The following is a 17161-nucleotide window of genomic DNA, read 5'->3' on the forward strand; positions in this document are numbered from 1 at the left end:
CAGTCTAGAGGAGCAGAATAGTTCAATCATTTGTCCCTTGCGTGGGATTACGTCTCCATTTTACGATTAGTAGTAGTCTGATCAAACAAAGATTCAGAATACGATGTGAGAGGGAGTTGTCTAAATGAAGACAGTATTGATTTTAAATTTTCCTGCGGAAGGCCATGTGAATCCTACCTTAGGCATCACAAAAGCGTTTTCTGATAAGGGATATGACGTCCATTATATTTCCACTGAAAAATACAAAAAACGATTAGAAGCGGCGGGAGCAACTGTCCATCTTCACCGGGATCTGCTGCGAACAACACCTATTCATGTCGGTTCGCCCAATGGCATTCTTGATTTCTTGAAAATCCATATCAAAACCTCGCTGGATATTTTACAAATTGTGAAAGACTTATCTAAGAGCATTCAATTTGATTTTGTGTATTATGATAAATTCGGCGCGGGGGAATTGGTGAGGGATTACTTAGATATTCCAGGGGTTGCTTCATCAGCGTCCTTCCTGTTTGGCGAAGAGCATCTGAAAATCCTGCCGCTGCATCCTGAGTCTGGAGCCCCGCTTGAGTTGGATCAAGAGTGCGAAGACCTTTTGGCAAAAATGAAAGAAACGTACGGTGTTGCCCCGAAAAACCTGGTTCAATTCATGAACAATAAAGGGGAATTGAATGTAGTGTATACAAGCCGTTATTTTCAGCCTGAAAGCGATCGTTTCGGGGATGAATGTCTGTTTATCGGCCCCAGCTTTCCAAAGAGAGCGGAAAAATCAGATTTCCCGATTGAACAGTTAAAAGATGAAAAGGTCATTTATATTTCAATGGGGACTGTTCTGGACAATACGGAGGAATTTTTCAACCTTTGTATTGATGCATTTTCTGGCTTTAACGGAAAAGTCGTCATCGCTGCCGGAGAAAAAGCGGACCTGACCAAATTAAAGAAGGCGCCGGAAAACTTTATCATCGCCCCATATGTCCCTCAGCTGGAAGTGCTGGAGCATGCCGATGTGTTCATTACACACGGCGGAATGAACAGCGTAAATGAAGGCATTCATTTCAATGTGCCTCTGGTTGTCATGCCTCATGACAAGGATCAGCCGATGGTGGCGCAGCGTCTCTCTGAACTCCATGCAGGCTATGTCATTTCTAAAGATGAAGTCGATGTACAAAAATTAAAACAGGGCGTAGATGAGGTTTTGCATCACGATCAATATACGGAAGGTATTAAAAAAATCAATCAAAGCTTCCAAGAGTCTATGAATATGGATGAAGTGATGGAGCGGATTGATGAATTCATTCGTCAAAAAAACAAATAAGCAAAGAACTCCCGTATCTGGTACGGGAGTTCTTCATTTAAAACTTGATTTTGATTTTTTGAGCATCACTGATTTTCTTATGGTTGTGGTCAAAGACGTCACTTGTTGTGATTTCGATCCACTTGATCTCTTTTTCTTTCTTCTTATCATCAGCATCTTCGTCATGTGCATGGCCGCTTGATGCGTTCACAATAAAGCCGAGATTTCCGGACTTTTCGGCTCCGCCTTCCAATTCGCCATTTAACTCTTCAAGATAAATGTCTTTGTTCCAATCAAAGGTTTCCCCTGTATTTGTTTTCATCAAGGCAATCGGCGCAACATTTACTTTCTTAGAAGATGTGTTCTTAATGTCAACGAAGACCTTAACGAAATCAAACTCTTCATCATGTGTTAACACATGAAAATAATCAATCATGCTGTAATCCGGACGCAAATGGATCAGCTTCATTTCTTTTACTGTTAACTCCACGTCGCCAATCTGATAGGTTTGATTCACTTGCTTGATATCCTTTAAAACGGCTTTTCCCTTGTCATCAGAAAACGTTTGGCCAACCTTCAGCAATGACCGGTCATCAGTTACTTGGGAATTAGGCTGATACTCATCTATACTGTCTTTTAGAGATGATGTGCTTTGCGGTGTGGCTTTTACCGCTTGCTCTCCGCCCGCACTTTGTTTTTCTGTATTGGCGTTCGATGAGCAGCCCGCAAGCACGATGGCAAAAACAAAAATTGAAAGAATTCTTTTCATGATGATTCCTCCATTAAAAAGAGATCCCGTTACTTCATACAAGCAACGGGACACCTTGTATTCTTTTACTTATCGTTAATCTTAATGTTGTATTGTAAAGCCTTGAAGACATTTTTAGCGATTTGTGTATTATCGATTTGGCCGGCAAATGTCTCACTAGACGGTCCGTACGCATAGACGGGAACATCTTCACCAGTATGTCCGCCTGTCGTCCATCCAGTGTGAGAGCGTTTATTGAAAATCTCCTCGATCGCATTATCGATTTCAAGCACTTCTTTCGATTTTGCGGCTTTTTTAACAGATTGGATTTCTGATTCAGTTAAAGCCAATTTCTTTTGGTCAATATACGTTTTTAATGTTTTTTCAACATCTGCGCCGTCAGCGATTTTTTCTGCCATAAAGTCAGGTGTGCGTTTTGCGGCTTTAATTGGTTCACTGAACCAGTTGTAGATGCCGTCTGCACCGATGGAGTATCCGCCGGTCGAGTGGTCAGCCGTTGCCACAACCAATGTGTGCTTGTCCTTTTTGGCGAAATCAAGAGCCGCCTTATAAGCTTGTTCGAAGTCCTCCATTTCACTCATGGCGCCGACGATATCATTGTCATGCCCCGCCCAGTCAATCTGGCTGCCTTCCACCATGAGGAAGAATCCGTCTTTATCCTTGCTTAATTTTTTAATCGCTGTGTTTGTCATATCTTTTAATGAAGGAATATCCTTCGTGCGGTCAATCTTTTTAGGCAGGCCGCCGTCAGCGAATAGGCCGAGAACTTGGCTGTCTTTATTTTTCAGCATGTCCTTGCGGTTATCCACATAGCTGTATCCCGCTTTTTTGAATTCCTTGATCAAATTGCGGTCCTTGCGGTCAAAATTGCTTTTTCCTCCACCTAGAAGGACATCAATTTTGTGCTTGCCGTTGACCATTTCATCAAAATAATCATCGGCAATCGAGTTCATATTTTTTCGGCTGTGATCGTGTGAACCGAAAGAGGCCGGAGTGGCGTGTGTAATTTCTGAAGTGGCCACAAGTCCTGTTGATTTTCCTTTCTCTTTCGCCGCTTCAAGTACTGTTTTGGCTTCTGAACCATCGTTATCCACAGCAATCGCATTGTTATATGTTTTGATCCCGGCTGACATAGCCGTTGCTGCAGATGCAGAATCTGTTACGTTTTGTTCTGGATCTTCAGGATAAGTCGTCTGCTGGCCGACAAGGTATTGATCAAAAGCGGTAGGCTCTACAAACTTTGTCTTTTTATTATCTTTTAAATAGCGATGAGCAGACGTATAGGACACACCCATACCATCACCAATCAGAACGATAACATTCTTAATTTCGTCTTGATTCCCCTTTTTCTTTTCCTGGGCGCTGGCTTCAGGCACACTGCCGCTGGCTAAGCTGCTGAACGCAATAGATGATAAAACCGCGATAGGCAGTAATTTCTTCGGGAATTTTTTCAACTGGATAACCTCCTAAAAATAGATGAATCTCAATGACAACCCCATTATATTTTTAAACTGTTAAGCTAGTGTTAATCGATTTTAAAGATTGGATTTACAAGAATAAGAGGATGACGGAAAATTGAGGAAAAGGGAGTGGGTTAAGTGAGATGATTTGTGAATCAGGCCGGCTGAGTGATTATGTTTGTGAGTCGAAAGAAGTTGATTATTCCCATCCCATGATAAAGGAGAAGGCAGCTGAACTTTTTCATTCATCTCAAACAGAAATGGACAAAGCGAAAATTGCTTTTGAGTTCGTAAGGGATGAAATATCACATTCATGGGATATTCAAAGCAAACGAGTTACTTGTCATGCTTCAGATGTTCTGAGATTCAAAGAGGGGATTTGCTATGCCAAATCAAATCTTTTCGCTGCCTTACTGCGCGGAGAAGGAATTCCAACAGGATTCTGTTATCAAAGATTAATGCTGTTCGATACGCCGGACAAAGGTTATTGCATTCATGCTTTAAACGCTGTATATCTTTCTTCTGTTAGAAAATGGGTAAGGCTGGATGTCCGAGGGAATAAGGAGGGGATCAATGCACAATTTTCGATTCATAAAGAGAGACTGGCTTTTCAGGTCAATGAGAGAATGGGTGAACAAGATAAGCCGATGATTTATACAAATCCCCATTCAAAAACAGTAGCTGTATTAAATGGACATACAGACGCTTTAAAGATGTATCTATATCATTTACCGGATCACTTGTAAGCAGAAAGCAGGGACCTCTATGAGAATCCCTGCTTTTAATCAAATAAGGTCTTTTCATTAAGGGTAAACTGACTTGCGGAATAATGATTACCTTGCTTCCATTTCACTTCAATCGTAATATCATGGCCTTCAAGCTTATGTTCATCTAATCGCTCTAAAAAAGAAACGGACTCCTCTTTTGCGCTTCCATCGCGAGAAGTGCCGCCGGAATAATCTCGTATGGGGATTTCTGTATCAGAGCTCAGTAGAACCTCATCATCTTTTTTTACAATCAGTGATTCCACATAAGTGCTGTCTGCTTTATCTGTATCACCGATCCAATAAAGATTGCCGCTGTATTCATTCGGTGCATCTTCATTTTTTGTGAAAACAGCTTCCCAATTCCGATCTTTGCTTTCTCCCTGCCAGTTCGGATACTCCAATCGCACATAATGAATCAGCTGATAGGAAAAAAAGATCAAGCAGAAAGCCAATAATAGGGAAGCCGTGAAAATAAGAGGATATTTATAATGACTGGACATAAAAAACTCCTATTCGTTTAATCAATTACCTTTGAAAAAAGAATTTTATCCCGAATCAAAATGCCGTTTTCAGCTTTCTCGGGAATCTCCGGCTTGAGTCGCCTCGCTTCTTCAACTGCATTCGGAAACAATGCGGCGAATTGATAGCCTCTCTTTTGATAAAACGCCATCGCATGTACATTATCATTCGTTGTGATAAGCCTTGCATGTTTAGCAGTCTCTTCAACCTGCTATAGGAAAGCTGTGCCGATTCCTTTCTTTTCAATGATACTATCTAATGAAATGATTTCACAATCTTTTCCATGTATCGCGTATGTGATTTCGCCACCCTCATCTACAGCGGCATAGCCATCTAATTCATCACATCGAAAAATGCCGCTGGAAATCACCATCTCGGGTGACTCTCAATGCTTGGCAAAAAAATCGGTTATCGTATGTTTCGACAACTCACTGCTTGAGATAATCCTCATCCTCCTTTTAGAAAATGTGTAATATCATATATAACAATAACTAAAAAGATGTTGAGGTGACGGCATGGAAATCAACGATGTCATTTATGGGCAGCACCATATAGACAAGGTGCTGGAAGAGCTTATCAAGAGCGCGCCGGTGCAAAGATTAAAAGGAATCTACCAAGGCGGAGCAAGCTTTTTAGTCAATCGAAAGTGGGATGTGACCCGGTATGAGCACTCTATCGGCGTGATGCTCCTCATCAAAAAGCTGGGAGGAACGATAGAAGAGCAGATAGCAGGCCTGCTCCACGATGTGTCACACACAGCTTTTTCCCATGTAATCGATGTTGTCTTTGAAAATGAAGCGGAAGACTACCATGAAAATATCTTTCAACAAGTCATTGTTCACTCTGAGATTCCGGGAATTTTAGAAAAACACGGTTATGATGCCGAAGAACTTTTATCAGACGATACGAGATGGACATTGCTGGAACAGCCCGCACCAGAGCTCTGTGCCGATCGGACAGACTATACGCTGCGGGACATGTACCGATATGGGCATATTAGTCTGAACGAAGCACAAACCTTTTTGGATCACCTCATTGTGAGAAACGGAAGGATGTTTCCGGATGGAATCGAAGCTGCCGAATGGTTTGTCCGGGTGTATTACATGGAGGTGATAGATTTCTTTTTGAATCCCGTGAATGTATATGGGTATGAATATTTAGCGCAAACGTTGAAGGCTGCGTTACAGCATAATGTCATATCCGCAGAAGATCTGCTGAAAACGGATCAAGAGGTACTCGACATCTTGCACGCATCAAAAAATAAAGAAGTACTGAGCTTGCTTAAACATATTCATCCCCGCATCCAAGTAAAAGAAGATAACATCCAGTACGATTTCCATCAAAAGAAGAAAATGCGCCTCATCGATCCATCCATTTTTCATCATGACGAATGGGTCAAAGCATCAGCTGTATCCGAAAACGTCAGAAAAATGGGAGTGGCCGCTTATCAAAAAGCAAAAAAAGGTGTGTATATAAAAGTGTTACATCACTAATTGCCGCGTAACAGCGGCTTTTTTTATGTTTGACTATGCCAACCAAGGGGAATAGGACAAACTGTGGGAACGTTTTATGAGAATATCAGCGTATTTACATACCATTCGGGGGTATAGTATTATCGAAGAGCATGTTTGCTTGCAGATATGCGATTTTATTGTCTGTGGGCAAAAATCACAGTAAAAAATGAACCAAAGGAGAATGAACATGAAAATTACTAAAAAAGCACTGGGAATTCTGATGTTATCTCTTATTTTTGTTTTATCAGCTTGCGGCAATAACAATAGCACAAAAGAAAACACTGATGAAAATCATTCAGATTCGTCATCACATGAAGAAATGGAGCATTCCGGATCAGCTGACGTACCAGAGGGATTACAGGAATCTAAACATCCGAAATATAAAGTAGGAAGCCAAGTGGTCATCAATGCATCTCATATGAAAGGCATGAAAGGTGCCGAGGCTACAGTGACAGGAGCCTATGACACAACGGCGTATGTTGTCTCGTACACTCCGACAAACGGAGGGCAGCGCGTAGATCATCATAAATGGGTAATCCAAGAAGAAATCAAAGATGCGGGAGATAAAACATTAAACCCCGGAGATCAGGTGATCTTAGAGGCTTCTCATATGAAAGGCATGAAGGGAGCAACAGCCGAGATTGACTCCGCCGAAAAAACAACCGTATACATGGTTGACTATACATCGACAACGAGCGGTGAAAAAGTGAAAAACCACAAATGGGTGACCGAAGACGAGCTTTCAGCTAAATAATAAAAAATCCTCCTTTTACAAGGAGGATTTTTTTACTGTCTGAACAGGCCTTGTTAACGAAATTAAGGCAAACAGGACAGCGATAATGACAATCGATCCGCCGCACCATGCCGTTGAGACAACAGTACCCGTCTGATCCAAAACAACACCGCCAATGGCTGAGCCAAGGGCAATTCCGACTTGGAGGGCAGATGTATTAAAGCTTTGCTGAATGTCAGACGAATCTGGTGCAATTTCAATTAAATAGCTTTGTTGAGCCGGGGCGAGGCTCCAGCTCAGAAGACCCCAAATCACCATGACAGGCAAAAAGAAAATCATAGACGATGTAGACAGCGGCAGTAAGAACATAATGATGGCAAAGGAACCGGTCACCAGCAAAATGCTCTTAAAGGAACCAAGCCGGTCAGAAAGCGCTCCTCCGAAAGGGCCTCCGCATACAGCAGATATCCCGAAGAGGAAATAACAAATGCTGACCCAGAAAGAGCTCAGGTGAAGAGTCTCTTCTAAAAACGGCGCAAAGTAAGCGTATAGCGTGTAGTGGCCAGCTAATGTAAACATCGTGACGAGGTGTGAACTCGCGATTTTCAGATTGCCAATCGTCTTGAGTTGTTCCCGGAAAGGAATCATTTTCTCCGCCGGTATTCGTTCAAAGAAGATTGAAATAATCAGCATGGAGACCAGCGCCAACAGGCCGATGCCAAGGAACAAAATGCGCCATCCGAAGGAGTTGCTGATTAAGATTCCGAGCGGCACGCCTAATGCGATAGCGGAGCTGAATCCCATAAAAATAATTCCGATTGCGCGGGCTCTGTATTCAGGCGCTACAATTTTCGGGGCAATCGTTAAAGAGAGCACAACAATCAGCCCTGTACTCATTGCTGCTAATACCCTAGATACCATCAGTGTTGCAAAATTAGGGCTGAAATAGGCGACAAGATTGCTTAGGAAGAAAACAAATAAGGCAATTAAATATAAACGCTTCCGCTCAATCTTCGCAGTCAATGCCAAAAGCAGCGGCCCTGACACTGCATATCCCAGCGCAAACACACTGATCAGCTGCCCAGCTGAGACAATGGAAATGTCTAAATCATTTGCGATCTGAGGAAGAATTCCTCCCACAATTAACTCAACCAATCCGACTGCAATCGTAGAAGCTGCAAGCAGGAAAACTTTAAAATTCATAACAAACTCCTTTACTTAAAAATTTTGACAAATAAAAAAATCCTGATTACAAAAAATGTCATAAACAATTTTTGTAATCAGGATTTTACGGTTCCTGGTAGACACCCTCAAACCATATTATTGAGGTTATACAAGTGATAATAGCTATTTAATTGATTCGTTTCTGTTGATGAGTGTATCACATTATGAATGAATCTTCCATAGAAAAATTTACAAATCGATGAACCGGACAAGTAAATGATTATATTTATTTTTTAAAAGTATAGACATTTAAAAAATAATGACTATAATAACAATTGTAAGCGTTTTAATCACAAGGGGGGATAGCAGTTGAAAAAAATATTACTGGCGTGCAGTTCAGGGATGTCTACCAGTTTATTGGTGACAAAAATGAAGGAATACGCACAATCCATCGGAGAGGAAGCGGAGATTTGGGCAGTCGGCCAAGATAAGGCGAAAGAAGATATGAGAAAAGCGGATGCCGTTTTGATCGGCCCGCAAATGAGCTTTCTGAAAAGCGAACTCCAAAAAGAGGCGGATCAATACAACATTCGGGTTGAAGTCATTGACATGATGGCCTACGGAATGGCAGATGGCAAAAAAGCGTATGAGCAAGCATTGTCCTTAATGGAGAATCAATAATGGAACAGATGAAAATCACGAATTTAACAGACGAACAAATCAGTTTTCAGCTTATCCTGCACAGCGGCAATGCCCGAAGCTCCATCATACAATCTCTGCGCGCCTATAAGGAAGGGAACAAGGAGGAGGCGGATGACCTCATTGCCAAGGCTGAGCAGGATTTATCCGCAGCCCATGACATTCACTTTCAAATGATACAGAAAGAATCCGGCGGGGAAGAGGTGGCTTTCTCCTTGCTGCTCATGCATGCGGAGGATCACCTGATGTCAACATTAACCATGAAAGAATTAGTGAAAGAACTGCTTGATCTCTTTAAAACAAAGAATCTATAAAAAATCGGGGTGGATAGGGTGTTCGAGAAAATCAGCCAATTCCTTGTTCCAATTGCAGGGAGGTTAAACAATAACCGCTATTTGCAAGTGCTGCGTGATGCATTTATGCTGGCTTTTCCGCTTACGATATTCGGTTCCATTTTTGTGGTGTTAACGAACCTGCCGTTCTTAAACAAAATCATGAATGCTTCAATGCTTACATCGTTTCAGTCTCATTTCGGCATTGCGTCCACAGCGACTATGGGCATTATGTCTGTCTTCGTCGTATTCGGGATAGGCTACTACCTGTCGAAAAGCTATCAGGTTGAAGCTGTATTTGGCGGCGCGATCGCTTTGGTATCCTTTTTGCTCTTAACGCCATTTATCGTTCAGCCGGAAACAGGAGATGCCATTACAGGGGTTATCCCGGTCGACCGTCTCGGTGCAAAAGGGATGTTTCTTGGCATGATTACGGCATTTCTTTCAGGTGAAATCTACAGAAGAATTGTTCAAAAAAATCTGACGATCAAAATGCCTGCCGGTGTTCCGCCTGCTGTAGCAAAATCATTTGCCGCACTTATTCCGGCTTTTATTACATTGACAGTGTTTTTACTGATTAACGTTCTGGTGACACAGCTTTTTAAAACAAATATGCACGACGTTATTTATCATGCGATTCAGGCGCCGCTTGTCGGACTTGGAAGCGGTATCATCCCGACGCTGATTGCCGTGTTTTTCATTCAAATCCTTTGGTTTTTCGGACTGCACGGACAGATTATTATCAACTCCGTGATGGACCCGATTTGGAATACACTGCAAGTAGAAAACCTTTCTGCTTACACGGCGGGAAAAGAAATCCCTCATATTATTTCAAAACCGTTTATGGAGATTTATACAGTAGGGATGGGCGGAACCGGGATGACGCTTGCGATTGTGTTTACCATTCTCATATTCATGAAAAGCAGGCAGATGAAGCAAGTATCGAAACTCGGCCTCGCCCCCGGTATTTTTAACGTAAACGAACCGATTATCTTCGGGCTTCCGATTGTCATGAACCCGATCATTATTGTGCCTTGGGTGTTGGCGCCGATGGTTGTTACGCTCGTCACCTATCTGGCCATGTCAGCGGGGCTCGTTCCGCCTCCGACTGGTGTAACGGTGCCGTGGACGGTTCCATTATTCATTAATGGCATCATGGCGACGAACTCGATCATGGGGGGCGTGATGCAGCTTGTCAATCTGCTGATTGTCTTCGTGATATGGTTTCCGTTCCTGAAAGCAATGGATAAATTAAATCTGGCAAAAGAAAAGGAACAGGCTGTGCAGGAAACAGCTGCCCAGCAAAATGATAATAGTATCAAAATGTGACATAAGGGGAGAGAGACTTGGCACAAACAGAACAATATCGTTTTCCGAAAGATTTTTGGTGGGGCTCGTCCGCTTCAGCAACACAAACGGAGGGTGCCGCCGATAGAGACGGAAAAGGGCAGAATATATGGGATTATTGGTTTGAAAAAGAACCGCATCGTTTTTTTGATCATGTCGGGCCTGCAGCTACATCTCGATTTTACGACAACTATAAAGAAGATATCAGGCTGATGAAGGAGCTTGGCCACAACTCGTTCCGAATGTCGATTTCCTGGTCGCGTTTAATACCGGACGGAATAGGCGAGATCAATGTCAAAGCCGTGGATTTTTATAGTAGTGTCATTGATGAGTTGATCGTGAACGGAATAGAACCTTTTGTCAATTTGTTTCATTTTGATATGCCGATGGAACTTCAAAAAAACGGCGGCTGGGTAAACAGAGAAACGGTTGCCGCTTATGAAAACTATGCGAAAACAAGCTTTCGTTTATTTGGCGATCGGGTGAAAAAATGGTTTACGCATAATGAACCGATCGTCCCAGTAGAAGGCGGATACTTATATGATTTTCATTATCCAAACAAGGTTGATTTTAAAGAAGCCGTCCAGGTCGGATTTCACACAATACTATCAAGTGCCCGAGCCATTCAGGCTTACAGGGAGATGAAGCAGGACGGAAAAATCGGCATCATCTTAAATTTGACCCCTTCATACCCAAGAAGCAGCCATCCGGCGGATGTAAGAGCAGGGGAAATAGCAGACGCGTTTTTTAACAGATCCTTTTTAGACCCTTCTGTCAAAGGGGAATTCCCAAAAGAGCTGGTTGAGATTTTGAAGAGCGAAGGCTTTTTGCCCGGCTATAAGAAAGAAGATCTTGAGGTCATCAAACACAATACGGTTGATCTGTTGGGTGTGAATTATTATCAGCCGAGACGTGTAAAGGCAAAAGAACATCTTCCGAATCCCGACGCCCCTTTTTTGCCGGACAGGTATTTTGATCCTTACGTCATGCCGGGCCGCAAAATGAATCCTCATCGCGGCTGGGAGATTTACGAAAAAGGCGTTTATGATATTTTGATCAATTTAAAAGAAAACTACGGGAACATCGAGTGCTTTATTTCTGAAAACGGGATGGGAGTTGAAGGCGAGGAGCGCTTCAGGGATGAACAAGGCATTATTCAAGATGATTACCGGATTGAATTTATGAAAGAGCACCTCAAATGGATTCACCGTGCCATACAGGAAGGATCAAATGTAAAAGGCTATCACTTATGGACGTTCATGGACAACTGGTCTTGGACAAATGCCTATAAAAACCGATACGGGTTTGTGTCAGTCAACCTCGAGAAAGACGGGGAAAGGACCGTCAAAAAGAGCGGAAAATGGTTCAAAAAGGTTGCTGAGCAACACGGTTTCTAGATTTCCCAAAGATCCAGGTCTTCCGGCAATCATCATGACGAATAGAGATCACGAACAGCCGCAACATTGATGAAATAGGGAAAAGAACTTATGATATCCGTAAAAGCTTATGTGATATCATACTCTAACAGCTGCCGGAGGATACCAATGAATAAATACGAAATCATTGCAAATGAAATGAGAGATAGAATCAAAAATAACGTATATCCGATTGATCAGCCCATTCCTGATGAAGTATCTCTTGCAAAAGAATTTAACTCAAGCCGCATGACGATGAAGAGAGCCTTGGATAATTTAGTTGCCGAGGGTCTGCTGTTTAGAAAACGGGGCCATGGCACATTTATTATTCAATCAGCGATACAGGATGACCATGTCCATGTAGTCAGCAATGAGATTCTGGGATTGACTAACTTGCTGAAAGATAAGGAAATTAAAAGCAAGGTCATTCAGTTTGAAGTGCAATTTCCAACAGAGGAAGTGGCTGCCCATTTGTCCATCGATCAGAAGACACCCGTTTATTATCTCGTTCGGCTTCGGATTGTAGAGGGAGAGCCCTATGTCTTGGAAAAAACATATATGCCGACTCATTTAATACCGGGCATTAATGATGATGTTCTTCATGATTCGATCTACAACCACATCACAAACGAGCTGCAGCTCAAAATCGCCGGAACGCATCGGAAAATCAGAGCTTGCAAATCTGATCATATTGACCAGCAGCATTTGGGCTGCAAACAGGATGATCCAATTCTTGAAGTTGAACATGTGGGCTTCTTAGACAACGGCATTCCATTTGAGTATTCCTTTTCACGTCATCGGCATGACAAGTTTGTTGTTACTTCTGTAAACATACGGCGCTGATTGCGGAGACAACAAGGAGGCCATCTGCATGCTTGGCGGTATTGAAGCAGGCGGCACAAAGTTTGTTTGTGCTGTCGGTAAAGAAGATGGAACGATCATTGACCGGATAGAGTTCCCCACAACGATGCCGGATGAAACGATAGAGAAAGTGATTCGATATTTTCGCCAATTTTCTTTACAGGCTATCGGCATCGGCTCCTTTGGTCCCGTTAATAACGATAAAACCAGTAAAACATACGGAACCATTACGGCCACACCGAAAGCGGGCTGGAGACACTATCCCTTTTTGCAAACCGTTAAGAATGAAATGAAAATCCCAGTCGGTTTTAGTACGGATGTCAATGCTGCGGCGCTGGGTGAATTCCTTTTTGGTGAAGCGAGGGATCTCAACAGCTGCCTGTATATAACGATTGGCACTGGCATTGGTGCGGGCGCAATTGTAGAGGGCCGGCTCCTTCAGGGGCTGTCACACCCAGAGATGGGCCATATTTATATCCGGAGGCACCCGGATGATGTATACCAAGGGAAGTGCCCGTATCATAAGGATTGCTTTGAAGGTCTGGCTTCCGGTCCTGCCATAGAAGCGCGCTGGGGAAAAAAAGCTGCTGATTTATCAGAAATAACTCGAGTCTGGGAACTGGAAGGGTACTATATTGCCCAAGCGCTGGCTCAGTATATTTTGATCCTTGCACCTAAAAAAATTATTCTTGGCGGCGGCGTCATGAATCAGAAACAAGTGTTTCCTTATATTTATCAATATGTGCCGAAAATTATGAACAGCTACCTAAATTTTTCTGAATTATCAGATAATATAAGAGATTATATTGTACCTCCACGTTTAGGCAGTAACGCCGGAATCATCGGCACGCTTGTTTTAGCGCATCAGGCTTTACAAGCAGAGCAAGCTTCCGGGGAGGTGCGGTCATGAAGCACCCTTTATTTTTGGAGCCTGTCTTTAAAAAGAGAATATGGGGAGGAACAAAGCTTCGTGATGCCTTCGGCTACGCGATACCCTCAGAAAAAACAGGTGAGTGCTGGGCCGTTTCTGCACATGCCCATGGCTCGTCGGCTGTTCAAAACGGCCCGCTGGCAGGAAAGACACTTGATCAAGTATGGCAGGATCATCCGGAGGTTTTCGGTTTTCCAGATGGAAAGGTGTTTCCGCTGCTGGTAAAGCTGCTGGATGCCAATATGGATCTCTCCGTGCAGGTACATCCTGATGATGATTATGCGATACTGCACGAAAACGGCGATCTCGGAAAAACGGAGTGCTGGTATATTATTGATTGCAAAGATGACGCCGAACTGATTTTAGGCCATCACGCAAGCACAAAGGAAGATTTTAAACGGCGAATGGAAAGTGGCGAATGGAACGGGCTGCTGAGGCGAATCAAAATCAAACCCGGAGATTTCTTTTATGTGCCAAGCGGTACGCTCCATGCCTTATGTGAGGGAACCCTTGTCCTTGAAATCCAGCAAAACTCTGATACAACGTATCGCGTATACGATTATGACCGCTGTAATGACCAGGGCCGAAAAAGAACTCTTCATATAGAAAAAGCCCTGGAAGTCATAACGATACCGCATATCGATAAAGTGCATACACCGAAAGTGAAAGATGTTGGAAACGCGGTGATCACTGTTTATGTACAATCGGATTATTTCTCAGTGTACAAATGGAAGATTAGCGGCCGAGCTGTTTTTCCTTCTCATCAAACCTATTTGCTGGGGAGTGTTCTGAGCGGATCAGGACGAATTGTAAATAATGGTATTCAGTATGAGTACAATGCAGGCTCACACTTTATTTTGCCTGCGCAATTTGGAGAGTTTTCAATAGAAGGAACATGTGAGTTGATGATATCTCATCCTTAATGAATGGGGGAATTGCATTTGTTTAAGAAACTTACGATCTCTTTGCTCATTTTATTTTTACTTGCGTCTTGTATTACGGCAAAACCAATTGAAGCTCATACTGTGTCGCCTGTAAATCCTAATGCACAGCAGACAACAAAAGCAGTGATGAACTGGCTGGCTCATCTGCCGAATCGAACAGAAAACAAAGTCCTTTCCGGAGCGTTTGGAGGGTACAGTCATGACACATTCTCTATGGCTGAAGCTGATAGAATCCGAAGCACTGCCGGACAATCACCTGCTATTTACGGCTGTGATTATGCAAGAGGGTGGCTTGAAACTGCAAATATTGAAGATTCGATTGATGTAAGCTGCAACAGCGATTTACTTTCGTATTGGAAAAGCGGAGGAATCCCGCAAATCAGTTTGCACCTGGCGAATCCGGCTTTTCAGTCAGGGCATTTTAAAACACCGATCACAAACGATCAGTATAAAAACATATTAGATTCATCAACAGCGGAAGGGAAGCGGCTGAATGCCATGCTCAGCAAAATTGCTGACGGACTTCAAGAACTGGAGAACCAAGGTGTGCCTGTTCTGTTCAGGCCTCTGCATGAAATGAACGGTGAATGGTTTTGGTGGGGACTTACATCATATAATCAAAAGGATAATGAAAGAATCTCCCTATATAAACAGCTCTACAAGAAAATCTATCATTATATGACCGACACAAGAGGACTTGATCATTTGCTTTGGGTTTATTCTCCCGACGCCAATCGAGATTTTAAAACCGATTTTTACCCGGGGGCGTCTTACGTGGATATTGTCGGATTAGATGCATATTTTCAAGATGCCTATTCGATTAACGGATACGATCAGCTAATAGCGCTTAACAAACCATTTGCCTTTACAGAAGTCGGCCCGCAAAATGCAAACGGCAGCTTCGATTACAGCCTGTTGATCAATGCAATAAAACAAAAATATCCTAACACCATTTACTTTCTGGCATGGAATGATGAGTGGAGCCCAGCTGCAAACAAGGGTGCATCAGGTCTATATAACCACAGCTGGACACTCAATAAGGGAGAGATATGGAATGGTGATTCTTTAACGCCTATCGTTGAATGAATTCGAAGCAGAAGGTGCTCAAGAAATTTCTTGAGCACCTTCATACCTGATTAGGCATTCATATCGCCTAACCCAGGACTGTGTTCATTCGGCATTTCCGGAAGCACTGGTACAGGGAACCCTGCCGGAGGCTCTATTACTTGTAACTCTCCGCCATTTCTGCTCGGAGATGTTCCTTGAAAGATGTCGCCGATTCTTGTCTCATCCAATCTGAAATTAAACTGTGCATTGTGGTAGCCTAATTCAACATACTTTCTGCACTCAGGATATTTATTAATGTCGTAATTCGGCACGGGTAAGAGCTTCGCCCACTCAACGCCCAATGTCTCGAGCGCTTTCGCAAACGCATTCTGGTGAGCATTGTCACGTACAATCAGAAAAGCAAGAGTCTCCCGAAACGTCTGGTTAGAACTCATTTCATAAATTCTTGTTTTTTGCAGCACGCCTGTTGACTCAAGAAGCAAGTTATCCAGCAGGTCTGTAATTAAGTTTCCATGGTTATACACCCATGACCCATTCCACGGATTGCCTCCTGCATCAACAGGAAGGGAACTTTGCGCCCCAATAATATAATGATGAGGATTAGCATGTTTAATCGCTTCATCAAGTGGTGCCTGATCTGCACCTTGACTGCCGACACCTGCACCGCCTGATTCATCTAATAAAGCATTAATTGTGTTTTGCACCAGTTCAACGTGGGCAATCTCCTCTAAAAAAATGCCACGGAGCAGATCGCGGTACTGTTTCTGTTTTCCTCTGAAATTAGAGCTTTGGAAAAAATACTGCATCATCGTACGCATTTCACCGTAATGTCCGCCTAATATTTCCTGCAGGACCTTAGCAGCTGCCGGGTCTGGCTTGTCCGGCTTAATGATATTTATCAGCTCTTCTTTGTAGTAATACATAGCACACCTCATTTCTTTTCTAGTGATTGATTTCTTATATACTTTGTAAAAGGAGATAAAATATACGTATCACTAAGCACGTAAAAGAATCTGAAAAAAATATAGAAAAAGTGTTGACTGCAGAAATTGCACATGGTATATTATTAAACGTCGCTGATGAACAGCACGAAACAAAACGAAAACAAAAAAGTTTTCCTAAGGTGTTTACAAGTTTTTAAAAATGTGTATAATAAGAAAAGTCGAGTTAAAAAAACATTCGATCTTCGAAAAAACATTTTAAAAAACTTCTTGACTTCAACATCAAATGATAGTATGATAGTTAAGTCGCTTAATAAGCGCCCGTAGCTCAATTGGATAGAGCGTTTGACTACGGATCAAAAGGTTAGGGGTTCGACTCCTCTCGGGCGCGCCAATATAAAGTACC

Annotated in this window: 17 protein-coding genes, 1 tRNA gene, 1 pseudogene and 1 riboswitch; of the genes and pseudogenes, 13 read left to right on the top strand and 6 right to left on the bottom strand. The window is 42.7% G+C overall.

The window, feature by feature from the left end:
- Positions 1–124: 124 nt before the first annotated feature.
- Entirely contained in the window at positions 125–1312 is a 1188-nt protein-coding gene (locus RAC86_RS04130; protein ID WP_072565827.1) for a macrolide family glycosyltransferase, read from the top strand.
- Between the two features lie 37 nt (positions 1313–1349).
- Here RAC86_RS04130 and RAC86_RS04135 read toward each other — a convergent pair whose 3' ends face one another.
- Positions 1350–2060: a membrane lipoprotein lipid attachment site-containing protein gene (locus RAC86_RS04135; RefSeq protein ID WP_072565828.1), complete on the bottom strand. Its 711-nt coding sequence runs from the start codon at positions 2058–2060 to the stop codon at positions 1350–1352.
- Between the two features lie 65 nt (positions 2061–2125).
- Entirely contained in the window at positions 2126–3514 is a 1389-nt protein-coding gene (gene phoB, locus RAC86_RS04140) for an alkaline phosphatase family protein (protein WP_072565829.1), read from the bottom strand.
- A gap of 149 nt (positions 3515–3663) precedes the next feature.
- Between phoB and RAC86_RS04145 the strand changes: the two genes are divergently transcribed.
- Positions 3664–4266, top strand: coding sequence for a transglutaminase-like domain-containing protein (locus tag RAC86_RS04145; RefSeq protein WP_072565830.1), 603 nt, complete (start codon positions 3664–3666; stop codon positions 4264–4266).
- A 35-nt stretch (positions 4267–4301) separates the two neighbouring features.
- Here RAC86_RS04145 and RAC86_RS04150 read toward each other — a convergent pair whose 3' ends face one another.
- Together RAC86_RS04150 and RAC86_RS04155 are read right to left on the bottom strand one after the other, a co-directional pair.
- Complete coding sequence (locus tag RAC86_RS04150) at positions 4302–4787, bottom strand: DUF4944 domain-containing protein (RefSeq protein ID WP_072565831.1); 486 nt, start codon at positions 4785–4787, stop codon at positions 4302–4304.
- A gap of 17 nt (positions 4788–4804) precedes the next feature.
- Positions 4805–5257, bottom strand: a pseudogene (locus tag RAC86_RS04155) (GNAT family N-acetyltransferase).
- A 64-nt stretch (positions 5258–5321) separates the two neighbouring features.
- Between RAC86_RS04155 and RAC86_RS04160 the strand changes: the two are divergent.
- Positions 5322–6299 carry an HD domain-containing protein gene (locus tag RAC86_RS04160; RefSeq protein WP_072565832.1) on the top strand — a complete coding sequence of 326 codons (978 nt, stop codon included), beginning with the start codon at positions 5322–5324 and terminating at the stop codon, positions 6297–6299.
- A gap of 208 nt (positions 6300–6507) precedes the next feature.
- Entirely contained in the window at positions 6508–7074 is a 567-nt protein-coding gene (locus RAC86_RS04165; RefSeq protein WP_072565833.1) for a YdhK family protein, read from the top strand.
- Positions 7075–7089: 15 nt separating this feature from the next.
- Here RAC86_RS04165 and pbuE read toward each other — a convergent pair whose 3' ends face one another.
- Positions 7090–8256, bottom strand: a complete 1167-nt coding sequence (pbuE, locus tag RAC86_RS04170) for a purine transporter PbuE (protein WP_072565834.1) — start codon at positions 8254–8256, stop codon at positions 7090–7092.
- A 54-nt stretch (positions 8257–8310) separates the two neighbouring features.
- Positions 8311–8410, bottom strand: a riboswitch (purine riboswitch).
- A 176-nt stretch (positions 8411–8586) separates the two neighbouring features.
- Here pbuE and RAC86_RS04175 point away from each other — a divergent pair.
- The 8 genes from RAC86_RS04175 to RAC86_RS04210 all read left to right on the top strand — a co-directional run bounded on the left by RAC86_RS04175 (position 8587) and on the right by RAC86_RS04210 (position 15832).
- On the top strand, positions 8587–8898 hold the full coding sequence (locus RAC86_RS04175; RefSeq protein WP_014112863.1) for a PTS sugar transporter subunit IIB: 312 nt from the start codon (positions 8587–8589) through the stop codon (positions 8896–8898).
- Positions 8898–9230: a PTS sugar transporter subunit IIA gene (locus RAC86_RS04180; RefSeq protein WP_072565835.1), complete on the top strand. Its 333-nt coding sequence runs from the start codon at positions 8898–8900 to the stop codon at positions 9228–9230. Before RAC86_RS04175 ends, RAC86_RS04180 begins: the two co-directional genes overlap by 1 nt.
- Positions 9231–9248: 18 nt before the next feature.
- The gene (gene celB, locus RAC86_RS04185; protein WP_014112865.1) at positions 9249–10577 is read left to right on the top strand and encodes a PTS cellobiose transporter subunit IIC; all 1329 of its coding nucleotides are present in this window, start codon (positions 9249–9251) and stop codon (positions 10575–10577) included.
- Positions 10578–10594: 17 nt separating this feature from the next.
- Positions 10595–11992, top strand: a complete 1398-nt coding sequence (locus tag RAC86_RS04190; RefSeq protein ID WP_072565836.1) for a glycoside hydrolase family 1 protein — start codon at positions 10595–10597, stop codon at positions 11990–11992.
- A gap of 147 nt (positions 11993–12139) precedes the next feature.
- A complete protein-coding gene (gmuR, locus tag RAC86_RS04195) occupies positions 12140–12853 on the top strand; it encodes a transcriptional regulator GmuR (protein WP_014112867.1) in 714 nt (237 codons plus the stop codon).
- A gap of 28 nt (positions 12854–12881) precedes the next feature.
- Positions 12882–13781, top strand: a complete 900-nt coding sequence (locus RAC86_RS04200; RefSeq protein ID WP_072565837.1) for an ROK family protein — start codon at positions 12882–12884, stop codon at positions 13779–13781.
- On the top strand, positions 13778–14725 hold the full coding sequence (manA, locus tag RAC86_RS04205) for a mannose-6-phosphate isomerase, class I (protein WP_072565838.1): 948 nt from the start codon (positions 13778–13780) through the stop codon (positions 14723–14725). Before RAC86_RS04200 ends, manA begins: the two co-directional genes overlap by 4 nt.
- Before the next feature lie 18 nt (positions 14726–14743).
- The gene (locus RAC86_RS04210; RefSeq protein WP_072565839.1) at positions 14744–15832 is read left to right on the top strand and encodes a glycoside hydrolase family 26 protein; all 1089 of its coding nucleotides are present in this window, start codon (positions 14744–14746) and stop codon (positions 15830–15832) included.
- 50 nt (positions 15833–15882) lie between these two features.
- Here the strand turns inward: RAC86_RS04210 and RAC86_RS04215 are convergent, their stop codons facing one another.
- Positions 15883–16737 carry a manganese catalase family protein gene (locus RAC86_RS04215; protein WP_061187057.1) on the bottom strand — a complete coding sequence of 285 codons (855 nt, stop codon included), beginning with the start codon at positions 16735–16737 and terminating at the stop codon, positions 15883–15885.
- Positions 16738–17072: 335 nt separating this feature from the next.
- Here RAC86_RS04215 and RAC86_RS04220 point away from each other — a divergent pair.
- A tRNA-Arg gene (locus RAC86_RS04220) sits at positions 17073–17149 on the top strand.
- Positions 17150–17161: the final 12 nt, after the last annotated feature.

The sequence above is a fragment of the Bacillus sp. LR_5 genome, from assembly GCF_042709275.1.